The 18,895-nt window shown below is 72.0% G+C and carries 17 protein-coding genes; 1 reads left to right on the top strand and 16 read right to left on the bottom strand.

Going from position 1 to position 18,895, the window contains the following annotated elements:
• Positions 1 to 9: 9 nt before the first annotated feature.
• From FH608_RS10840 to FH608_RS10795, 10 genes are all read right to left on the bottom strand, one after another.
• A complete protein-coding gene (locus FH608_RS10840; RefSeq protein WP_139630280.1) occupies positions 10 to 750 on the bottom strand; it encodes a class I SAM-dependent methyltransferase in 741 nt (246 codons plus the stop codon).
• Between the two features lie 41 nt (positions 751 to 791).
• Positions 792 to 1,850, bottom strand: coding sequence for a LacI family DNA-binding transcriptional regulator (locus FH608_RS10835; RefSeq protein WP_193318343.1), 1,059 nt, complete (start codon positions 1,848 to 1,850; stop codon positions 792 to 794).
• 5 nt (positions 1,851 to 1,855) lie between these two features.
• Positions 1,856 to 5,794 carry a carboxypeptidase regulatory-like domain-containing protein gene (locus tag FH608_RS10830; RefSeq protein WP_139630278.1) on the bottom strand — a complete coding sequence of 1,313 codons (3,939 nt, stop codon included), beginning with the start codon at positions 5,792 to 5,794 and terminating at the stop codon, positions 1,856 to 1,858.
• A gap of 76 nt (positions 5,795 to 5,870) precedes the next feature.
• On the bottom strand, positions 5,871 to 6,584 hold the full coding sequence (locus FH608_RS10825; protein WP_139630277.1) for a cupin domain-containing protein: 714 nt from the start codon (positions 6,582 to 6,584) through the stop codon (positions 5,871 to 5,873).
• Positions 6,581 to 7,486 (bottom strand): DUF6807 domain-containing protein, encoded by a 906-nt coding sequence (locus FH608_RS10820; protein ID WP_139630276.1) that lies wholly within the window; start codon positions 7,484 to 7,486, stop codon positions 6,581 to 6,583. Before FH608_RS10820 ends, FH608_RS10825 begins: the two co-directional genes overlap by 4 nt.
• Positions 7,483 to 8,580: a Gfo/Idh/MocA family protein gene (locus FH608_RS10815; protein ID WP_226899273.1), complete on the bottom strand. Its 1,098-nt coding sequence runs from the start codon at positions 8,578 to 8,580 to the stop codon at positions 7,483 to 7,485. Before FH608_RS10815 ends, FH608_RS10820 begins: the two co-directional genes overlap by 4 nt.
• 25 nt (positions 8,581 to 8,605) lie before the next feature.
• The gene (locus tag FH608_RS10810; protein ID WP_226899272.1) at positions 8,606 to 9,886 is read right to left on the bottom strand and encodes an ABC transporter substrate-binding protein; all 1,281 of its coding nucleotides are present in this window, start codon (positions 9,884 to 9,886) and stop codon (positions 8,606 to 8,608) included.
• 20 nt (positions 9,887 to 9,906) lie between these two features.
• Entirely contained in the window at positions 9,907 to 10,734 is an 828-nt protein-coding gene (locus FH608_RS10805; protein WP_139630274.1) for a carbohydrate ABC transporter permease, read from the bottom strand.
• Positions 10,727 to 11,623, bottom strand: coding sequence for a carbohydrate ABC transporter permease (locus FH608_RS10800; protein WP_139630445.1), 897 nt, complete (start codon positions 11,621 to 11,623; stop codon positions 10,727 to 10,729). Before FH608_RS10800 ends, FH608_RS10805 begins: the two co-directional genes overlap by 8 nt.
• 246 nt (positions 11,624 to 11,869) lie before the next feature.
• On the bottom strand, positions 11,870 to 12,892 hold the full coding sequence (locus FH608_RS10795; RefSeq protein ID WP_139630273.1) for a LacI family DNA-binding transcriptional regulator: 1,023 nt from the start codon (positions 12,890 to 12,892) through the stop codon (positions 11,870 to 11,872).
• A gap of 223 nt (positions 12,893 to 13,115) precedes the next feature.
• On the opposite strand from FH608_RS10795, the gene FH608_RS10790 reads away from it, so the two are divergent.
• Positions 13,116 to 13,505, top strand: coding sequence for a hypothetical protein (locus FH608_RS10790; protein ID WP_139630272.1), 390 nt, complete (start codon positions 13,116 to 13,118; stop codon positions 13,503 to 13,505).
• Between the two features lie 71 nt (positions 13,506 to 13,576).
• On the opposite strand, the gene FH608_RS10785 is transcribed toward FH608_RS10790, so the two are convergent.
• From FH608_RS10785 to FH608_RS10760, 6 genes are read right to left on the bottom strand one after another with little or no spacing between them, the layout of a single operon-like run.
• A complete protein-coding gene (locus tag FH608_RS10785; protein ID WP_139630271.1) occupies positions 13,577 to 14,173 on the bottom strand; it encodes a flavin reductase family protein in 597 nt (198 codons plus the stop codon).
• Complete coding sequence (locus tag FH608_RS10780) at positions 14,170 to 14,694, bottom strand: NADPH-dependent FMN reductase (RefSeq protein WP_139630270.1); 525 nt, start codon at positions 14,692 to 14,694, stop codon at positions 14,170 to 14,172. The genes FH608_RS10785 and FH608_RS10780 overlap by 4 nt, the downstream gene beginning before the upstream one ends.
• Positions 14,691 to 16,022, bottom strand: coding sequence for an LLM class flavin-dependent oxidoreductase (locus FH608_RS10775; RefSeq protein ID WP_139630269.1), 1,332 nt, complete (start codon positions 16,020 to 16,022; stop codon positions 14,691 to 14,693). The genes FH608_RS10780 and FH608_RS10775 overlap by 4 nt, the downstream gene beginning before the upstream one ends.
• On the bottom strand, positions 16,019 to 16,915 hold the full coding sequence (locus tag FH608_RS10770) for an ABC transporter permease (RefSeq protein ID WP_139630268.1): 897 nt from the start codon (positions 16,913 to 16,915) through the stop codon (positions 16,019 to 16,021). Before FH608_RS10770 ends, FH608_RS10775 begins: the two co-directional genes overlap by 4 nt.
• Positions 16,908 to 17,714 carry an ABC transporter ATP-binding protein gene (locus FH608_RS10765; protein WP_139630267.1) on the bottom strand — a complete coding sequence of 269 codons (807 nt, stop codon included), beginning with the start codon at positions 17,712 to 17,714 and terminating at the stop codon, positions 16,908 to 16,910. Before FH608_RS10765 ends, FH608_RS10770 begins: the two co-directional genes overlap by 8 nt.
• Positions 17,711 to 18,724, bottom strand: a complete 1,014-nt coding sequence (locus FH608_RS10760) for an ABC transporter substrate-binding protein (protein WP_226899271.1) — start codon at positions 18,722 to 18,724, stop codon at positions 17,711 to 17,713. The genes FH608_RS10765 and FH608_RS10760 overlap by 4 nt, the downstream gene beginning before the upstream one ends.
• Positions 18,725 to 18,895: the final 171 nt, after the last annotated feature.

The raw sequence follows: 18,895 nt of genomic DNA, 5'->3' as shown, positions 1-18,895 counted from the left end.
CTCCGTCCCTCACTCCCCGGCGTGCCGGGCGGTGAGGGCGAAGCGGCGGGCGGTCGCCGTCAGCGGGCGGCCGCGTTCCATGCCGTCGTGCAGGGCACGGAGGCGGTCCTCGTACGCGGTGACGGTGAAGCCGGGGATCTGCCACGACACCACCCGCAGGTAGCGGACCAGCGCGCCGACGTCGTGGAAGGTGACCGGGTAGCCCGCCTCCGCGCGCCAGGTGACGTCGAGCCCGGCCTCGGCGAGCGCGGCCGCGGCGGTGCCGAGGCGCCAGTCGCGGTCCTCGTGGGGCGGCCCCTGCAAGGCCGCGTTGAGCTCCTCCATGTCGCGCCCGTCGACCTGCTGGGTGACGTAGGTGCCGCCCAGGGCGAGGAGACGGCGGATCTCGCCGGGTTCGTACGACTCGTGCCGGTTGGTGATCAGCTCGAACGAGCCGCCGGGGAAGGCCGAGGTGTGCTCGGCCACCTCGACGCCGAGGGGCTCCAGGCGCCGGCGGGCCACCGGCAGGTTGGGCGGGAAGCCCTCGGTGGCGGCGGTGCGCGGCGGGAGCGGGGCCAGCGACGCCAGCAGCTCGCCCCCGCCTGTGCCGAGGTCGAGCAGGGAGGCCGTGCCCGGGAGGCGCTCGCGCACCAGGCGCTCGTAGCCCCACGGCAGGTCGTCGGCGCCGGTCATGCGGCCGTGGAAGGCCGACCAGTCCCAGCCCTCGAACGGGGTGGCCAGCGCCTCCTCGATCAGCTCCTCATAGCCCATGCCACGATCATGCTGCCCGGCCGCGCCCTCCCGCACGCCGTTTACCGCCGCCCGGCCTGCCGGGGCGGGGTGCTCTCGCGGAGGACGACGCGGGCGGCCAGCCGTACGTCCGGCGCGTCCGCCTCGTCCGTGAGCGCCAGGCGCATGGCGCTCAGACCCGCCTCCCGCAGCGGCACCGCCACGGAGGTGAGGGCGGGCACGACGTCCAGCGCCGACGGTATGTCGTCGAACCCCGCCACCGCGATGTCGGCGCCCGGGATCACGCCGGCGTCGCGGAAGGCGGTCATGGCGCCGATCGCCATCACATCGTTGACCGCGAACACCGCCTCCACGTCCTCGATCCCCCGCTCGACCAGCCTGCGCGCCGCGTCGTAGCCGCCGGCCCGGGTGAACGCCGTCTCGATCGCGACCGGCTCGGCCACCCCGGCCGGGCCCGCGCCGGGCCACGAGCGGAGGCCGGCGCGGAAGCCGTCGTGGCGCTCCCGCGACGTCCGGAGCGAGCCGGGCGCGTGGAGGACGGCGAAGCGGCGGTAGCCGGCCTCCAGGAGGGCCCGCGCCAGGTCGCGGGCCCCGCCGTGGTTGTCGACGGCGACGGTGCCGAACGGCAGGTCCCGCTGGCTGATCATGACGACCCGCCCGCCCGCCGTCCGGTACGCCTCCAGCTCCTCGATCAGCACGCCCCTGGTGCCGGCGCCCTCGACCCGGCTGCCCGCGACGATGATGACCTGGGGCCGCTGCCCGCGCAGCGTGCGGACGATCTCCAGCTCCCGCTCGGACGAGCCGTCGGCCACGGCCATGGTGACGATGAGCCCCGCCGCCTCCGCCGCCTGCGCGACCCCGGCCGCGATGGAGGAGAAGTAGGGGTCGGCCACGTCGCGCACCACCAGCGCGACCGTCCTGGTCGAGCCCTTGGCGATGGCCTGCGCCGACAGGTGCGGCTCGTAGTTGAGCTTGGCCGCCGCCGCCCGCACCCGGCGGGCGTTCTCCGAGCGGACGTTGCGCGCGCTGCCGTTGAGCGCTCTGGAGGCGGTCGCGACGGACACGCCCGCCTCCCTGGCGACGTCGTGGAGGGTCGGCGGGGCCGTGGACCCGTGCTCCATGGCGGTCATTGTGCCACCACGGTGAGCGGGTCGCTCCTCGTCACGCCCGCCGCGTTCGCCAGCTCGGCCACGTACGTGTGCTCACCCGCCCGGCGGCCGGTGAGCACGGTGGCGGCGCTCTGCGCGCCGGGGGTGGCGGCGGCGAGCGGCTGGGAGTCGATCAGCACGCCGTCCTCGTAGAGGCGGTAGGAGGTGGCGTTGGTGCCCCACCACAGGTTCATGCGGACGGTGTAGTCGCCGTCGCCGTCCCAGTTGTCGGAGCTGAGCACCGGCTCGGCGGGGTTCGCGTCGGTCACGACGACCTTCGCGGAGGTGGTGGCGGTGCGTCCGGCCTGGTTCAGCAGCTCGCCGGTGTAGACGTAGGTGCCGTTCGTGCGGCCGGTGACGGCGACGGTCGCCTTCTGCGCCGACGGCGTCTTCGGGGTCAGCTCGCGCCTGGCGATCTCCTCGCCGTTCTCGTACAGCACGAACACGCCGGCGTTGACGCCGTACCAGAGGTTCATGGTCACGTCGTACGTGCCGTCGTGCAGCCCGTCGCGCCACCCGCTCGTGGTCGAGAGCACCGCCCGCGCGGGCGGTGCGGTGGCGCCGTCCTGCGGCAGCTCGGGCTCGGGGCGGGTGACCCTGATCGTGTACGTGGCGTCCGCCGTGCCGTCCTCGGACACGACCTTGACGGCGACGTCGGTGTCGCCGACGGGCACCTGGATGGCCGGGGACGCCGCGCCGCTCTCGACCGCCCGGCCCTGCACGGTGATGGCCGACTTCGGGTTGAGCGCGGTCGGGGTGAACGCGACCCGGTCCCCCGGGATGGTGAGCGCGTACGCGCGCACGCCGGGGTCGAACGCCGGGTCGAGCGTGCCCGCGTCGGGGACGAGCGCGGTCAGCGTGGTGTCCCGGGCGAGCGGGCCGCGCCGGATGGTGAGGGTGTGGGTGGCCTCGGTGCCGTCCTCGGCGGTGACCACGACGGGCACCTCGGCGCCCTCCTCGTCCAGCGTGATCGTGCGGGTGGCCTGGGGGCCCTCGGTGCGCTCGCCGGCGATGCCCACGGATCTGGCGAACGGGCTGCGCGCCACGGCCGTCACCTCGACCTCGCCGACCCCGGCGGGCACGTCGAGCACGCCGTCCACCGGCGCGCCCTGGTCGGTGTCGAGGCTGAGCAGGGCGGCGTCGTCGCGGGCCAGGCCGACGCCCTGGGCGATCCGGATGTCGTCGAGGTCGATGTCGCCGTAGTTGCTGCTGTTGGCGTAGTAGTCGACCTGCGCCACGCTGTCCATCGCGGTCCTGAACGCGGCCCCCTCGAGCACCGTGCGACCGTCGATGAGCAGGTCGAACCGCTGGTTGACGGTGTCGATCACGGCCGCGACGTGATACCAGCGGCCCGGCTCGTACGCGCCGACCGTGCGGGTGGTCGTGCCCGCGTAGGCGACGATGGAGTCCTTGGTGAAGGCGATGCTGACGGCGTTCTGGCCGGCGGCGTTCCTGATGTAGGGGACGCCCCACCAGTGGTTGCCGGAGGTGTAGGGCTTCTCGCTCATGACGCGCGCCTCGACGGTCACGACGCCCTTGAGCGCGAACTTCTGGGAGACGCTGGTGCTGCCGCTGTTGGTCGTACGGGTCAGCTTCAAGCTCTTGTCTCCCGTGACCTCGACGCTCCCGCCCGCGCTGCTGACGGTGAGGCCGTCGCCGCCGGTCAGCGGGCCCGTCGGCAGGTCGTCGAAGTCGTGCACGGCCACGTAGTCGGGCACGGGACGGACGAGCAGCAGCGCGCCGGCGTCGGTCGCGGTGGCCGCCTCCACCGCCAGCCCCTCCCGGCCCGCCGTCACGTACCCGCCGGCCGCGGCGCGGAGCGCGTACCCCTCCCCGACCGGGACGCCCTCGACGGTGAACCCGCCGTCGGGGCCGCTGGTCGCGGTGCCGAGCGCCTGGTCGCCGTCCTTGACGGTGACGGTCGCGCCGGGCAGCGGCCGGGCGGCCTGGTCCAGGACGCGCCCGGTGACGGAGCCGACGGTGCTGGTCGAGGCCATGGTCAGGTGGACGGTCGCGGTGTTGCCGGGCCGCACGTCCACGGTCGCGGTGGCCGGCGCGTAGCCGTTCCTGGTGGCGGTCACCTCGACGTCCTCGGCGAACGGCAGGTCCCTGATCGCGAAGCGGCCGTCGGGGCCGGTGGTGGCGCTCCTGCCCGACGCCGCGACGGCCGCCCCGCTGACGGGGGCGCCCGAGGGGGTGCGGACCGTGCCGGTCAGGGACTCGGTCGTGGCGCCCTCGGCGGTGACGTACTCGAAGGCGCCGATGTCCGGGCCGCCGTTGTAGAGCGGGGTGCCGGCGAAGTCGCGGCCGCCGTTGCCGTCGGCCTCCTCGCCCGCGTCGATCGCGTACGAGCCGGAGGAGACGCGCAGCCCGTACGCGGTGTCGAGGCGCGGCCCCGTCTCCGGCGTGCCGTACGGGCCGTCGAGCGGCGCCTTGACGAACAGCGGGTCGGCCACCACGGCGGCCTCGTCGCCGGCCGGCACCGCGAGGTCCGCGCCGCCGTACAGGTTGTGGTCGTAGGCGATGGTCGGGCTGGTCGTCAGCGTGGCGGGGCGCGTGGAGTACAGGACGTTGCCGGTGATGTCGTAGCGGGATTCGAGGTAGCTGCCGTACCCGTAGATGAGGTGGTCGCTCTTGTCGTTGTAGATCGTGTTGTTGTGGACCTTGGCGGTCGCGGCCCGGTCGGAGTGCAGGTAGATCTGGTAGCGGGTGTTGCTCGCGATCACGTTGTACCTGACCACGGCGTCGCCGAAGCCGAACTGGCACAGCAGCACGCCGTCGCCGTTGCCGTGCAGGTAGTTGTACTGCACGACGTGCCGGGTGGTGCCCTTGTCCGGGTCGATGCCGTTGGAGTCGGCGCCGCCGGCCTTCTGCTGCGTCTCGTACACCTCGTTGAACTGGAACGTCACGTCGTCGGAGTAGTACGACTCGATGCCGGAGGTGCCCGCGCGGTGGACGACGTTGTGTTCGACCAGCGCGCCCCGCACGTTGGTGAGGTACATGCCGTTGCACCCGTACGCGGTGTTCGCCTGGGTGATGTGGTTGTTCCTGATGACGATGTTCGTGTGCGGGGTGAAGGCCGGGTCGTCCGCGCTCTTCCTGGTGCCCCAGCCGGTGGGCGTGGCGATCGTCTCGCCCGCCTCGTTCCTGCCGTCCCCGGTGTACTGCTTGACGACGATCCCGGCGAACGAGGTGTCGGCGACGGTGGAGTTCTCGATCACCACGTCGTTCAGCACGGTCGCCCGGTCCGGCGGGTTGTGGATGTCGGGCACCGTCGTGTCGAACACGATGCCGCCGGTCTTCTTCGAGCCGTCCCAGCCGGTTTGGAAGCGCACGCCGGGGGCGTTGTTGTCGGTGCTGCCGCCGATCCAGTTGACCTGGCCGGTGACGTCGTGCACGTCCACGGCGTCGATGACGAAGCCGTCGAGGGTCTGGCTGTTGTCGCCGGAGACGTGGATGCCGCGCAGGTCGCGCAGGTTCTCGCCCGGGATGCCCGTCGGCGGGACCGCGTTGGTGACCTCCAGGTTGCGGATGGTCCAGAACTCCTGGTTGAACAGCCGGACGGCGTCGCCGACCTCGCCCGCGCCGTCGATGCGGGGCTTGCCGCCCTCGCCGTACCTGTCGACCGTGATGGGGGCGCCGCTCTCGCCCGAGCCCTTGGGCCACAGCCCGCCGGTCCAGGTGCGGCCGGCGCGCAGGAGGACGCGGTCGCCGGGGCGGAAGGTGGTGCCGTTCACCTTCTCCAGGCTCTTCCAGGGGTGCGCCTCGTCGAGGCCCGAGGCTGAGTCGTCGCCGCCGGTGGCGTCGACGTAGTAGGTGGTGCCGGCCTCCGCCGTGGCGGGCTGCGCGGCGACGACGGGCTGGGCGAGGGTCAGGATCATGGCGGCGGCTGTGAGCACGCGCGGGATCGAGGGCATGTCCGGGCTCCTGGGGGGTGTGCCGGCGCGCCTCTCCTCTGCGGAGGCGGAGGCGGGCGCGCCGGGAGGCGATTCGCTACGGGGTGTGGACGACGGGGTGAGCCACGTCGTGGGCGCGCAGGTGGCCGCACATGCCCCACCGCTCCTCCGGCGGGCTCTCCATCAGGGCGGACCCCCGCAGGTGCGCGCCGTCGCCGCGCTCCAGGGCGTCGAGGATCCCGGCCGTGCGGCCGGTCTCCCTGGCCACGGTGTCCTCCCAGATGGCGCGCCAGGCCGCCGCCTTGGGGCGGACGAGGGCGACGGCGCTGTCGTAGAAGCGCTGCAGCGGGTCCAGGTCGCCCTGGCGGGCGGCGTCGGCGAGGCGCAGGAACCCCTCGACCGCCAGCTCCCGCCGCCTCCGGACGGCCTCCTCCACCCCTTCGGCCGGCAGGGCGGCGGCCTGCTGGTAGCGGTCCTGGTCGGCGACGACCTCCGGCGGGAACGTCATGACCGCGTCGCCCGCCTCGGGAAGCCCGGCGTTCGACATGACGACCACGACCTCCAGCCCTCCGAGGTTGACCGCGCGGTGAATGGTGCCGGGCGTGAACCACACGGTGGTCCCCGCGCTGAGCGGGCTCTCGCGCAGCCCGTTCACGTCGAGCGTCTGGAGCGTGCCGCGCCCGCCGACCACCACGTACGCCTCCGTGGAGGCCGTGTGCAGGTGCGGCGTGCCGCCCTCCAGGCCGTCGGCGCACGGGCTGCCCGAGTAGACCGACAGCCGGCTGACCGAGGTGCCTCCGGGGAAGGTCATGCCAGCACCGCCCGTCCCTGCTTGGCCAGCAGCTCCGTGCCCTCCTCGCCGCGGTCGCCGTCGGCGATCACGACCGCGTACCGGAAGCGCAGCGACTCGCCGTCCGGCAGCTCCAGCTCCTCGCTGAAGAACGGCGCCGGGCACAGGCAGGCGAACTCCTCGCTGCGGGCGAACCACTGCGGCGGATGCTGCGGGTTCGAGGCGGCGTCCACCATGACGACCGTCGAGTGCTCGCCGGTCTCGTCGTGCCTGCCGCGGAAGCCGAACCACTCGGCGCGCGTGCCGCGCAGCTCGTCGCCGCCCGCCCCGCCCGGCGACTGGATGGTCCCGCCGGTGAACGAGCGCGGCCCGCGCCAGAACAGCCCGCCGTACCCGGCGTTCTCGCGGCCCTTCGTGGTCGGGGAGCCGAACGCGAGCGAGCCGCCCGACACGTTCGTCATCTCGGTGTCGAACACCAGCGCCCACGTCGCCTCGTCCACCACCCGCGCGGCCAGCGAGCGCCGCTCCTCGATGACCGGCGCTCCGGCCTGCGAGGTCCAGCCGAGCGTGTGCGCGACCTCGGCCCTGTCGCCGGAGGCCGACAGCGCGGTCATCTCGCGGTGGGTCGCGCTGCCGTTGTTGTCGAGCTGCACGTAGAACTTCCCGTGCACGTACGTCGGCCCGCCCCAGAAGTTGTGCTCCCCCACGTGCGGCAGTGACCAGGCGATGCCCTTGTGCCAGACGTGGTCGTGCGGCCTGAACAGCGACACGGGCGCGCCGCCGAGGGTGCGGATCGGGTGCAGGTACGGCTTGGGCGACTCCAGCACCGGCGTGTCGGGCCGGTAGACGTAGGTGAACAGGTCGGTCTCGCCCGCCGCGACGGTGATCGAGCGGTCGAGCACATGGGTGGCCCGCAGGGTCACGGGTTCCTCACCTTCTCCCAGGGTGCGCCCGTGCCGTCCATCCGCGCGGCGAACGGGCTGTCGGCGGTGATCTGCCCGGCCCGCACGCGCTCGCCGGTGAAGGCGGAGGCGAACAGCGCGGCGATGAACTCCATCGTGCGGCGGGCGTCCTCGGTGGTCACCGGGGGCGCCTCGCCCCGGTCGAGCGCGTCGAGGACGGCGGCGAGCCAGCCGGAGTGGCCGCTCGACGCCGTGCCGTGCCCGCGCGCCCACAGCTCGGCCACCGCCTCCTGGCCCGGCGCCGGGGTCACGGTCCAGTCGTCGTCGGTGTAGCCGTACAGGTGCTCCAGCTCGACGGTGGCGCGCTCGTAGTCGAAGCGCAGCTTGGAGGTCTGCCGCGGGGACACGACGGAGTTCACGATCGAGGCCACGGCGCCGCTCTCGAACGTCACCAGCGCCATGGAGACGTCCTCGGTGTCGACCGGGCGCGCCTGGCGGGCGGCCACGGCGGTGACCTCGCTCCAGGGGCCGAGCACCGAGAACAGCAGGTCGAACTGGTGGATGCCGTGCCCCATGGTGGGCCCGCCGCCCTCCGACTCCCACGTGCCGCGCCACGGGACCGCGTAGTACTCCTCGTCGCGGAACCACTGCGTGTCGCAGGTGGCCAGCAGCGGGCGGCCCAGCTCCCCCGCCTCCTGGAGGCGGCGCAGCCGCAGCGCGCCCGCCCCGAACCGGTGCTGCAGCACGGTCGCGACGTGCGCCGTCGAGCGGCGCTCGGCCTCGATCAGCGTGTCGAACTCGGCGAGCGAGAGCGTCGGCGGCTTCTCCACCAGCGCCGTGACCCCGGCCTCCAGGCACGCGACGGCCAGCGGCGTGTGCAGCTTGGGCGGCGTGCACAGGTGGACGAGGTCGACCTCCTCCTTGCGCAGCAGGTCGTCCAGGCTCGCGTGGGCGCTCGGCACGCCGTACTTCTCGGCGAACGCGCTCACCCGGCCGGCGTCCACATCGGCCACGGCCACGACCTCCGCCCGCCCGGACCCGAGGACGGCCTGGGCGTGGGCGTGGGCGATCGCGCCGGTTCCGACGATCGCGGCCCGGTAGTTGCGTTGTGTCAAGATGATGCTCCTCTGTGGGGGTACGTCAGGCGCCGTCGATCTCGGCCTGCAGCTCGGCGATGAACGAGGTGGCCGCCTGCTCCGGCGTCTGCCGGTCGAACAGCACCTCTTCGGTGTGCCGCTTGATGATGGCTTCGAGGTTGCTGGCGCCGTTCGGGGTCACTCTAGGGGCCGGGCCCACTTTGGTGGTGTCCAGGTACTCCGCAGCGGCTTTATCCGTTTCCGTGAGCTTCGGGGTGATGGCGGTGCGGATCTTCTTGTTCGCGGGGACGCCGCGGTCGGTCAGCATGATGTTCGCCGCCTCCTCGCTGTTGGCCAGGAAGTCCACGAACAGCGCCGCCTCGGCCGGGTGCTGCGTGCGCGACGAGACCGACCAGTACATCGAGGGCTTGAAGTACGCGCCGGGCGACGTGGCCTGCGCCTCGCCCGGGATCCTCAGCAGCTTCAGCTTGGAGCCGCTCGCCGTGGCCAGCGAGCTGAGCTGGGTGTTCCACCAGGTGGCGAGCGCCGACGTGTTCGTGGCCGTGCCCGACTGGTCGAGCGAGGCGCTCGCCCGCTCGATGGTGACCGACGGCGGCGGCGTGACCCCCTGCTTGGCCAGGTCCCTGACATAGGTCCAGTACGAGGTCAGCACCTCCGGCGGCACGGCGACCTTGCCGCTCTCGTCGAACAGGGACGCGCCCGCCTGCCTGATCCAGATGTTCATGCCGCCCGCGTCGAAGCCCAGCGACTGGAAGCCGGTGACCTTGCCGCCGCCCGCCTTCGACACCTCGTCGCCGACCTTCTTCAGGTCCTCCCAGGACCACGCGCTGTCGTCCGGCAGCTTGATCTTGAACTTGTCGAACAGGTCGGTGTTGGCGACGATCGCGTACGTGGCCAGGCCGACGGGCAGCGCGTACTGCTTGCCCTTGACCACGCCCGTGTCCAGCGCGGACTTGTCGAAGTCGGCCGTCTTCAGGTATTTGGACGCGGTGCCGAGGTCGAGCAGGGCGCCGCGCTCGGCGTACGAGGAGAGGTAGAGCTCGTCCATCTGGATGATGTCCGGCGCGTCGTTCGCCGCCACGGTGGTCGCGAGGCTCTCCCAGTAGCCGTTCCAGTCCTTGAACTCCCCCTTGACGGTGACGTTCGGGTACTTCTTCTCGAACAGGTCGATGACCTGCTGGGTGCGCTTGTGCCGTTCGTCCGCGCCCCACCACGTGAAGCGGAGCGTGACGGGGTCCTTCGAGAGCTCCTGGCTCGCGCTGCCGCCGCTGCCGCAGGCGCTGAGCGCGAACACCGCCGCCATGGCGAGGGCTGTGCGTCGCATGATGACTCCTCTACGGGGGATTACTTGCCGCCGGTGGTCGCGATGCCCCGGATGAGGTAGCGCTGGCCGACGAGGAAGGCGAGGAAGACGGGGGCCAGGGAGACCACGCTCATGGCGAACATGGAGCCCCATGAGGTCGAGACGGTCGCGTCCACGAACGAGCGCAGCGCCACCGGCACCGTGTACATCTCCGGGTCCGTCAGGTAGATGAGCTGGCTGAAGAAGTCGTTCCAGGTCCAGATGAAGGTGAAGATCACCGTCGTGGCGAGGGCCGGGAGCATCAGGGGCAGGATGATGCGGAGGAAGATCCGCGCGTGGCCGCAGCCGTCGATCCTGGCCGCCTCGTCCAGCTCGCGCGGCAGCCCGCGGATGAACTGCACCATGAGGAAGACGAAGAACGCGTCCGTGGCCAGGAACTTGGGCACGACCAGGGGCAGGAACGTGTTCACCCAGTCGAGCTGGGAGAACATGATGTACTGCGGCACGATGATCACGTGGATCGGCAGCATGATCGTGCCGAGCATGATGGCGAACCACAGGCGCTTACCGGTGAAGTCGAGCCGGGCGAAGGCGTAGGCCGCCATCGAGCACGACGCCAGGTTGCCGATGATGCAGGCCAGCACGAGGATCGCCGAGTTGAGCAGGTAGTGGCCGAACGGCGAGACCAGCGCGGTCCAGCCGGTGCCGTAGTTCTGCACCTGGAGGCCGTCGAGGATGAGGCCGGGGCGGCGGAAGATCTCGTTGTCGGGGCGCAGCGAGCTGACCACCATCCACAGCACCGGATAGAGCATCACCAGTGCGAGCAGGATGAGCCCGACGTGCTTGACCAGCTTGCGGAGTTCAATCATCGTAGACGACCCAGAATTTCGCGGCCCAGAAGTTGACGGCGGTGATGCCGGCGATGATCACCAGGAGCAGCCAGGCGAGTGCCGAGGCGTAGCCCATGTCGAAGTTGCCGAAACCGCGCTGGTACAGGTAGAGCGTGTAGAAGAGGGTGGAGTCGGACGGCCCGCCGGTGCCTCCGGAGACCACGAACGCCTGCGTGAACGACTGGAAGGCGTGGATGATCTGCAGGACCAGGTTGAAGAAGACGATCGGTGACAGGAGCGGGATCGTGATGCTCCTGAACTGCGTCCACTTCCCCGCCCCGTCCGTGGCCGCGGCCTCGTAGTACATCCTCGGGATCTGGCGCAGCCCGGCCAGGAAGATGACCATCGGGGCGCCGAACGTCCACACGTTCAGGATGATCAGCGTCCACAGCGCCGTGTCGGGGTCGGAGATCCAGCCCCGCCCCTCGATGCCCAGCAGCTGGTTGATCAGGCCGTCGGCGCCGAAGATCTGCCGCCACAGCACCGCGACGGCCACGCTGGAGCCGAGCAGCGACGGTAGGTAGAACGCCGACCGGTAGAACGCCAGCCCGCGCAGCCCCTTGTCGAGCAGGAGCGCCAGCCCCAGGGCGGCGCCCAGCTGCAGCGGGACGGAGACGACGACGTAGATCAGCGTGACGCCGAGCGCCTTGTGCAGGCGGGCGTCGGTGAGCATGCGGGCGAAGTTGTCCAGGCCGTTGAACGTCGGGGGCTGGATCAGGTTGTAGTCGGTGAAGCCCAGCACGAAGGAGGCGGCGATCGGGCCCGCCGTGATGAACAGCAGGCCCGCGAACCACGGGGCCAGGAACACGAAGGCGGCCTTGTTGTCGCGCCTTCCTCCGCCGAGGGGTCCGCGGCTGCCCTTGCGCATGCGCTGGAGCTCGCCGATGGCGCTCACACATGACCTCCTGTCGTCGAGGCGGGAAAACGTATTCCATGGGAAAACGTATTCCGCAGGTTGGCACGGCCGTTACGGAGGCGTCAAGAGCGCCGGCCCCGGATATGACCGACTTGTGACCCGCCCGAGCGGGCCCGCACGGAAGGATCGGCGACCCGAGCCGGGGCCGGCGACGTCCGCGACAGGAGGGATCGCGGCGCGCGGGGTGAGGGAGCGCCGTTACCGCGTGCTGTCGCGGACGACGAGCCGGCCTTCGAGCGTGAGCCGCCTGCCCGTGCCGGTCTTCTCCAGCGCGAACCGGATGGCCTCGGCCCCCGCCCGCGCCAGCGGGAGCGCCACGGTGGTGAGGCGCGGCGTCACGTCACCGGCCAGCGGGATGTCGTCGATCCCCGTCACGGAGACGTCCCCGGGAACCGACAGGCCGGCCGCGCGGAAGCCCGACATCGCGCCGATGGCCACCATGTCGTTGACCGCGAGAACCGCCTCCGCGCCGTCCAGCCCCTCCTCGGCGAGCCGTCGCGCCGCGTCGAACCCCGCCTGCCGGCTGGTCTCGCCGTGGACGACGCGAATGTCCCGCTCGGCGAGCCCGCCGGCGCGCAGCCCGGCCACGAACCCGGCGGTGCGCAGGGGCATGTTGCGCGACTCCGGGACCCCGCCGAGGATCACCACCCGCCGGTGCCCGGTCCGCGCGACGAACGCGCCCATCACCTCACCGGCGCCGTGGTCGTCGACGCCGATCGCGTCGAACGGCATGTCGGTCTCGCCGACGATGACGACCCGCCCGCCCTCGCGCTCGTACGAGACCAGTTCCTTCAGCAGCCGCCCGCCGAGGGCGTTGGCCATGGCACGGCTGGAGGTCAGCACGAGCGCGCGCGGCCGCAGCGCGCGCAGCAGCCGGACCGTCTCGAACTGCCGCTCCGAGGCCGCCATCGTGGACGAGACCGTGACGAAGGCGCCCGCCGTGCGGGCCTCGCGCTCCATCGCGGCCACGATCATGGCCATGGACGGCGTCGTGAGGTCGTCGGCGATGAGCGCGATCGAGTCGCTCGCCCGGCGCATCGCCCTGGCGGAGGCGTCCACCGTGTACCGCAGGGCAGCCGCCGCGGCCAGCACCCGGGCCTCGTACTCGGGCGCGACCTTCCGCGTGCTGCCGCCGAGGACCCTGGAGGCCGTGGAGACCGACACCCCGGCCGCCGCCGCCACGTCGTGCAGCGTGACCGTGGGCCGCGCCGCGTGTGGCATTCGGCGGTGTCCTTTCCTCGTGGCGTACGGGCCGGTAATGAAGCGTACCCGTACGGGGATCCGCGCTCCCCGGCCCGCCCTCACGCGTGCGGGACCTGCCCCGATGGGAGTACGTCATCAATCACATCCCGGGTGCGGATTTGTCCACAGATAATCGTCCCGGCTCTCCGTAACGTCCCTGGTGCCGGACCACCCGGCGCACCGACAACGGGGAGGATTCCCAATGCGCAAGACCCTCGCGATCACCGCCCTCGCCGGCTCGATGGCGCTCACCGGCATCGCGCTCACCCCGGCCGCGCAGGCCGCCACGAACTCCACCGGCCACAGCTGGGGCAAGGTCTTCTCCAGCGACCACAAGGCGTACACCTTCGGCAGGACGTGGCAGAGCGGCGGCAAGGTCTACACGAAGTGGTACGGCGTCGACAGGCGCGGCGGGAAGAAGGGCTGGGTGTGGTTCGAGTACTACCAGAACGGCTCCTGGCACCGGTTCAACCGCTCGTTCGACGGCAAGGTCGTCGGGGCCTGGAACGGGCGCGGGATCCGCAAGGTGTACACGTTCACCTGCTGGGCGGGCAAGTTCGACAACTGCGGCCGCAAGTACCGCATCTACTAGGACATCTCCTGGAACTCTCGGCTGAGGCCCGGTGCGCGCGCACCGGGCCTCAGCCGTGTTCCGTGGCGACCTCAGGGGTGGGCGATGAAGCGGCCGAAGCGGCCCTGGTGGTAGAGGAGGGGACGGCCGGGGCCGTGCACCCTCGCCTCGGCGACCAGCCCGACGACCAGGATGTGGTCGCCGACGTCCGCCGTCTCGTACGGCAGGCAGACGAGGTGCGCGGAGACGTCCTGCAGCAGCGGCGCGCCGAGGGGGCCGGGGCGCCAGCGGGTGGGCTCGGCGAACCGGTCGACGTCCTTGCGGGCGAACCTGGCGGCCAGGTCGGCCTGGTCGCAGGCCAGGACGTTGACCGCGAAGTGGCCGGCCGCACGCAGCGACGGCCAGGTGGTGGAGGAGCGGTCGACGTAGAAGGAGACCAGCGGCGGCTCCAGGCTGACGGAGGAGAAGGAGGTGGCGGTGAGCCCGACGGGGATCCCGCCGGACTGGGCGGTGACGATGACGACGCCGGCGGCGTGCACGGCGAGCGCGCGCCGGAAGCCGTCAGCGTCCACCCGCCCCGCGTCCACCCGCCCGGTGTCCACCCGCCCGGCTTTCGCCCGGCCCGCGCCCGCCCGCCTGGCGCGGGCCCTGCCGGAGTTCACCTGGCCGGCGTCCGCGGTCGCCGTCATGAGAGCGCCTCTTCCTTCAGCACGCCGGCCACCTGCGGGGCCACCCGGTCGGCCCACTCCGCCAGCACATCCTCGACCTGCGGAAGCTGCGACTCCAGCAGCGCCAGCCCCGGCGTCGGGACGGCGGCGCCCAGCTCCACCAGCAACGGCCGCAGGTGCACCTCCACGGCCAGGGCGTGCCTGGCGTCGCCCATGACGAGCAGCGGCAGCGCCGCCCGGCCCGCCAGCGCGCCCGGCGGCAGCCGGTCGAGGAACGCCTTCAGCAGTCCCGTGTAGGTGCCCTTGTACGTGGGGCTCGCCACCACCAGCACGGCGGCCCCGGCGACCAGGTCAAGGGCCTCCTGGAGGTCCGCGTGGGTGCCAGGCGCGAGCAGGTGCGGCCCGAGGCCCGACAGGTCCACGACGCCGTACGAGCCGGGTCCGGCCCCGAGGCGGCGGCCGACCGCCTGGGCGGCCGCGACCGCCGCCGACAGCGTGCGGGAGCCGGGCCGCGGGTTGCCGGCCAGCGTCACGATGCTCATCGCGCCACCACCGCCTCCCGCCCGGAGGCGTACCGGGAAGCGGGTCTGGCCAGGCCGTAGTTCTCGCGGAGGGTACGGCCCTCGTACTCGTGCCGGAACAGGCCCCTGATCCGCAGTTCCGGCACCACGTGGTCCACGAAGTCGCCCAGCCCGGCGGGCAGGATCGGCGGCATGACGTTGAACCCGTCGGCCGCCCCCGAGAAGAACCACTCCTGCAACTGGTCGGCGATCTGCTCCGGCGTGCCGGCGACGACGCGATGCCCGCGCCCGCCCGCCAGGCGGCCGATGAGCTGCCGGACCGTGAGGTTCTCGCGCCTGGCGAGATCCACGACGAGCTTGCGGCGGCTCTGCGCCCCCTCCGTCTCGGCGGGCACGTCGGGAAGGGGCTTGTCCAGCGCGTCCTCGTCCAGCTCGATGCCGGTCATGGTGGACAGCTGCGCCAGCCCGTACGCCGGGACGATGAGCTCCTCCAGCTCCTTCTCCAGCCGCAGCGCCTCGCGCTCGGTCGAGCCGATGATCGGCGAGATGCCCGGCAGGACGAGCAGGTCCTCCTGCCGCCGGCCGTAGGACGCGAGGCGGCGCTTGAGGTCGGCGTAGAACTCCTGGCCCTCCCGCAGCGTCTGCTGCGCGGTGAACACGGCCTCGGCGTGGCGGGCGGCGAACTCCTTGCCGTCCTCCGACGACCCGGCCTGGACCAGGAGCGGGTGGCCCTGCGGCGGGCGGGACGTGTTGAGCGGCCCGCTGACCGCGAAGTGCTCGCCGGCGTGGTCGATCGGGTGGATCTTGCCGGTGTCGGCGTAGCGGCCGGCGGCGCGGTCGCCCAGGATCGCGTCGTCCTCCCAGCTGTCCCACAGCTTCCGCACGACGTCCAGGAACTCGGTGGCCCTGGCGTACCGGTCTGCGTGGGAGGGCCGCACCACGCCGAAGTTGCGGGCCTCGGCCTCGCCGGCGGAGGTGACGATGTTCCAGCCGGCCCGGCCGCCGCTGATGTGGTCGAGCGAGGCGAACTTGCGGGCCACGTGGAAGGGCTCGTTGTACGTCGTGGACACGGTCGCGATGAGCCCGATGTGGTCGGTGACGGCGGCCAGGGCCGACAGCAGGGTCAGCGGTTCGAGCCCGCCGAGCGCGTTGTGGCCGACGTTGCCGTTGAGCGCGACGCCGTCGGCGAGGAAGACCGAGTCGAGCGTGCCGCGCTCGGCGATCCGGGCGAGCTCCTGGTAGTGGCGGACGTCGGTGAGGCGGGCGGGCTCGGTCCGCGGGTGCCGCCAGGCCGCCTCGTGGTGGCCGACGCCCATGAGGAAGGCGTTGAGGTGGAGCTTTCTCGTCATGTGGTCCTCCAGGTGGAGAAGCGGCGCTCGACGCCGACCAGCAGCAGGTTGAACAGCACGCCCAGCGCGGAGATCGTGATGATCCCGGCGTACATGTCGGGGATCCGGAAGCTGGACTGGGTGTCGAGGATGAGGTATCCGAGCCCGGCCTTGGCGCCGACCATCTCGGCGAAGAGCAGGACGAGGATCGAGTGCGCGCCCGCCAGCCGCACCCCGGTGAAGATGGTCGGCACGGCGGCGGGCAGGATCACCTTCTGGAACAGGCCGGCCGGGCCCAGGCCCATCGACCTGGCCGACTTGATGAGCAGCGGCTCCACGGTCTTCACGCCGCTGATGGTGTTGAGCAGGATCGGCCAGGCGCACGCGTACAGCGCGAACGTGACCTTCGTGGTCTCCCCGATGCCGAGGATCAGCGTGAACACCGGCAGCAGCGCCACCGCCGAGGTGTTGCGGAACAGCTCCAGCAGCGGGGTGAGGAAGTCGGCGACCGGCCGGTACCAGCCGATCAGCAGGCCGAGCGGGATCGCCAGCACGATGGCCAGGCCGAAGCCGGCCAGCGAGCGGGCGACGGAGGCTCCGAGGTGCTCGGGCAGCCGGCCGGTGACGAGCAGGTCGTACCAGGCGACGAGGTCCTCGGAGAGCGGCGGGACGAAGACGGGGTCCAGCACGCCGAGCCGGGGCAGCGCCTCCCAGGCGGCGAGGAGGAGCAGGATGGCGGTGGAGTTCGTGGCCGCCCGCCGGAGCCAGCGGCCGGGCAGGCGCCGGCGCGGCCGCTCCTCCGGCACGTCCGCGGCCCCGCCGGGCAGGTTCGCGGCGTCGTCGGGGGCGTCGGCGGCCTCGTCGGGGAGGTCGTACCAGTGCACGTCCCCGGGAAGCAGTTTCTGATCAGCCATGGGAGGTCGCCACCTCCCGCTCCTGGACCTGCGCCGCCGCGACCTCCTCGCGCAGCAGGCTCCACACGTGGTGCCGGTACTCGCCGAAGGCCGGGTGCGCCCGCAGGTCGCCTTCCCGCGTGTCGAAGCGCACGTCGACGACCTCCTTGACGCGGCCGGGCCGCGAGGTCATCACCGCGACCCGCTCGCCGAGGTAGACGGCCTCGTCGATGCCGTGCGTGATGAACACGACGGTCTTGCCGGTGTGCTCCCAGACGCGCAGCAGCTCCTCCTGGAGGGACTCGCGGGTCTGCGCGTCGAGGGCGGCGAACGGCTCGTCCATGAGCAGCACGTCCGGGTCGAACGCGAGGCTGCGGGCGATGGCGACCCGCTGCCGCATCCCGCCGGACAGCTCGTGCGGGTAGCGCTCGCCGAACCCGGCCAGCCCCACGAGCGCGAGGTGCTCGCGGGCCCGCCGCGCCCGCTCCTTGCGCGGCACGCCCTTGGCCTCCAGCCCGAACTCCACGTTGGCCTGGGCCGTACGCCAGGGGAACAGCGCGTACTGCTGGAAGACGACGCCGCGGTCGAGCCCTGGCCCGGTGACCGGCGTCCCGTCGATGCGGATCTCGCCGGACGTCGGCGCGGTCAGCCCGGCGATGAGGTCGAGCAGGGTGGACTTGCCGCAGCCGCTCGGGCCGACGAGCGTCAGGAACTCGCCCTCGCGCACGTCGAGGTCGGTGCCCGCGAGGGCGGTGAACGGCTCGGGGTCGTCCCTGACCTGGAACGTCTTGCTCACGTCACGGATGCTGATCTTGGTCATGACCCGCTCCCGGCGGCGAAGGGGTTGAACTGGTTGGTGTAGAGGTCGTCCGGCTCGACCTGGCCGGGCTCGATGTCGCCCTCGCGCTCCAGCCAGCCGATCCAGGTCCGGAACTCCTGGTCGGAGATGACGCCGCCCTTGGCGGCGATGCCGGTGCTCTTCCAGAAGCGCACGTTGTCGTCGCTCTCGTTGCGGCCCCGCTTGGCGATGATCCGCCGGAACGTGGCGATGACCTCGTCGCGGGAGCGGGTCTGCGCCCACTCGATGGCTCTGGCGTACGCCGAGACGAAGGTCCTGACGGTGCCGGGGTTGGCGGCGATGAAGTCCTCGCGCAGGACGACGGAGCCGGCCGTGAACGGGCCGAGCAGCTCCACGTCCGTGAACAGGGGCCGCAGCCCGCCGCGTTCGAGCGCCTTGTCCCTCAGCACCCCGCCGAGCGTGCCGGCGTCGAGCCGGCCCTGGCGGATCGCCTGCTCGGTGTTGACCGGCGGGATGACGACGAGCTGGACCTGCTCGATCTCCTCGGGCGTCAGCCCCTGGCGCCGCAGGTACTCCTTGATGACGGCCTCGTGGTGGGCGCCGAGGGTGTTGACGCCGATCTTCCTGCCGATGAGGTCGCGGGCGGTCCTGATCGGGCTGTCGTCCTTGACGTAGTAGCCGTTGAAGGTGTCCTTGTCGGATCCGTAGTAGCCGATCACGGCCTTGATCGGGGCTCTGGCGGCCTTGAGCCGGACGACGGCGCCGTCGAACGCGCCGCCGAAGTCGGTCTGGCCGGTGGCCGCAGCCTGGATGTCCTGCGGGCCCGAGGTGGTGTTGCCGATCCACTTGAGCTTGACGTCGCCGAGGTAGCCGAGCTCCTCGGCCAGTTCGGGGAAGGTGACGTTGCCGGCGCTGCCCTGGTAGCGCAGCACCTTCACCTCGCCCTGTCCCGGTTCGGCCCGGGCGGCGCCGCAGGCCGCCAGCGCGGCGGACAGCACGACGGCCAGGAGGGCATGACTGATTTTGATCACGATGATCCTCTGGTGGAGGGAGGGAGAGCGGGTCAGCGATACGTGATCAGCGACACTGCGCGCTGGCGACGTGACCGAAGTCCACGTGCGGGCGCGTGGTCAGGTGGAGGCCCATGACCACGAAACTACGATCCCCGGGCCATGAAGTCAATATTTCCTACCAGATATACA

This window comes from Nonomuraea phyllanthi (assembly GCF_006334985.2).
Classification (GTDB): domain Bacteria; phylum Actinomycetota; class Actinomycetes; order Streptosporangiales; family Streptosporangiaceae; genus Nonomuraea; species Nonomuraea phyllanthi.
Note: the sequence above shows the minus strand (reverse complement) of the source record. Positions and strands in the feature narration are given on the sequence as shown.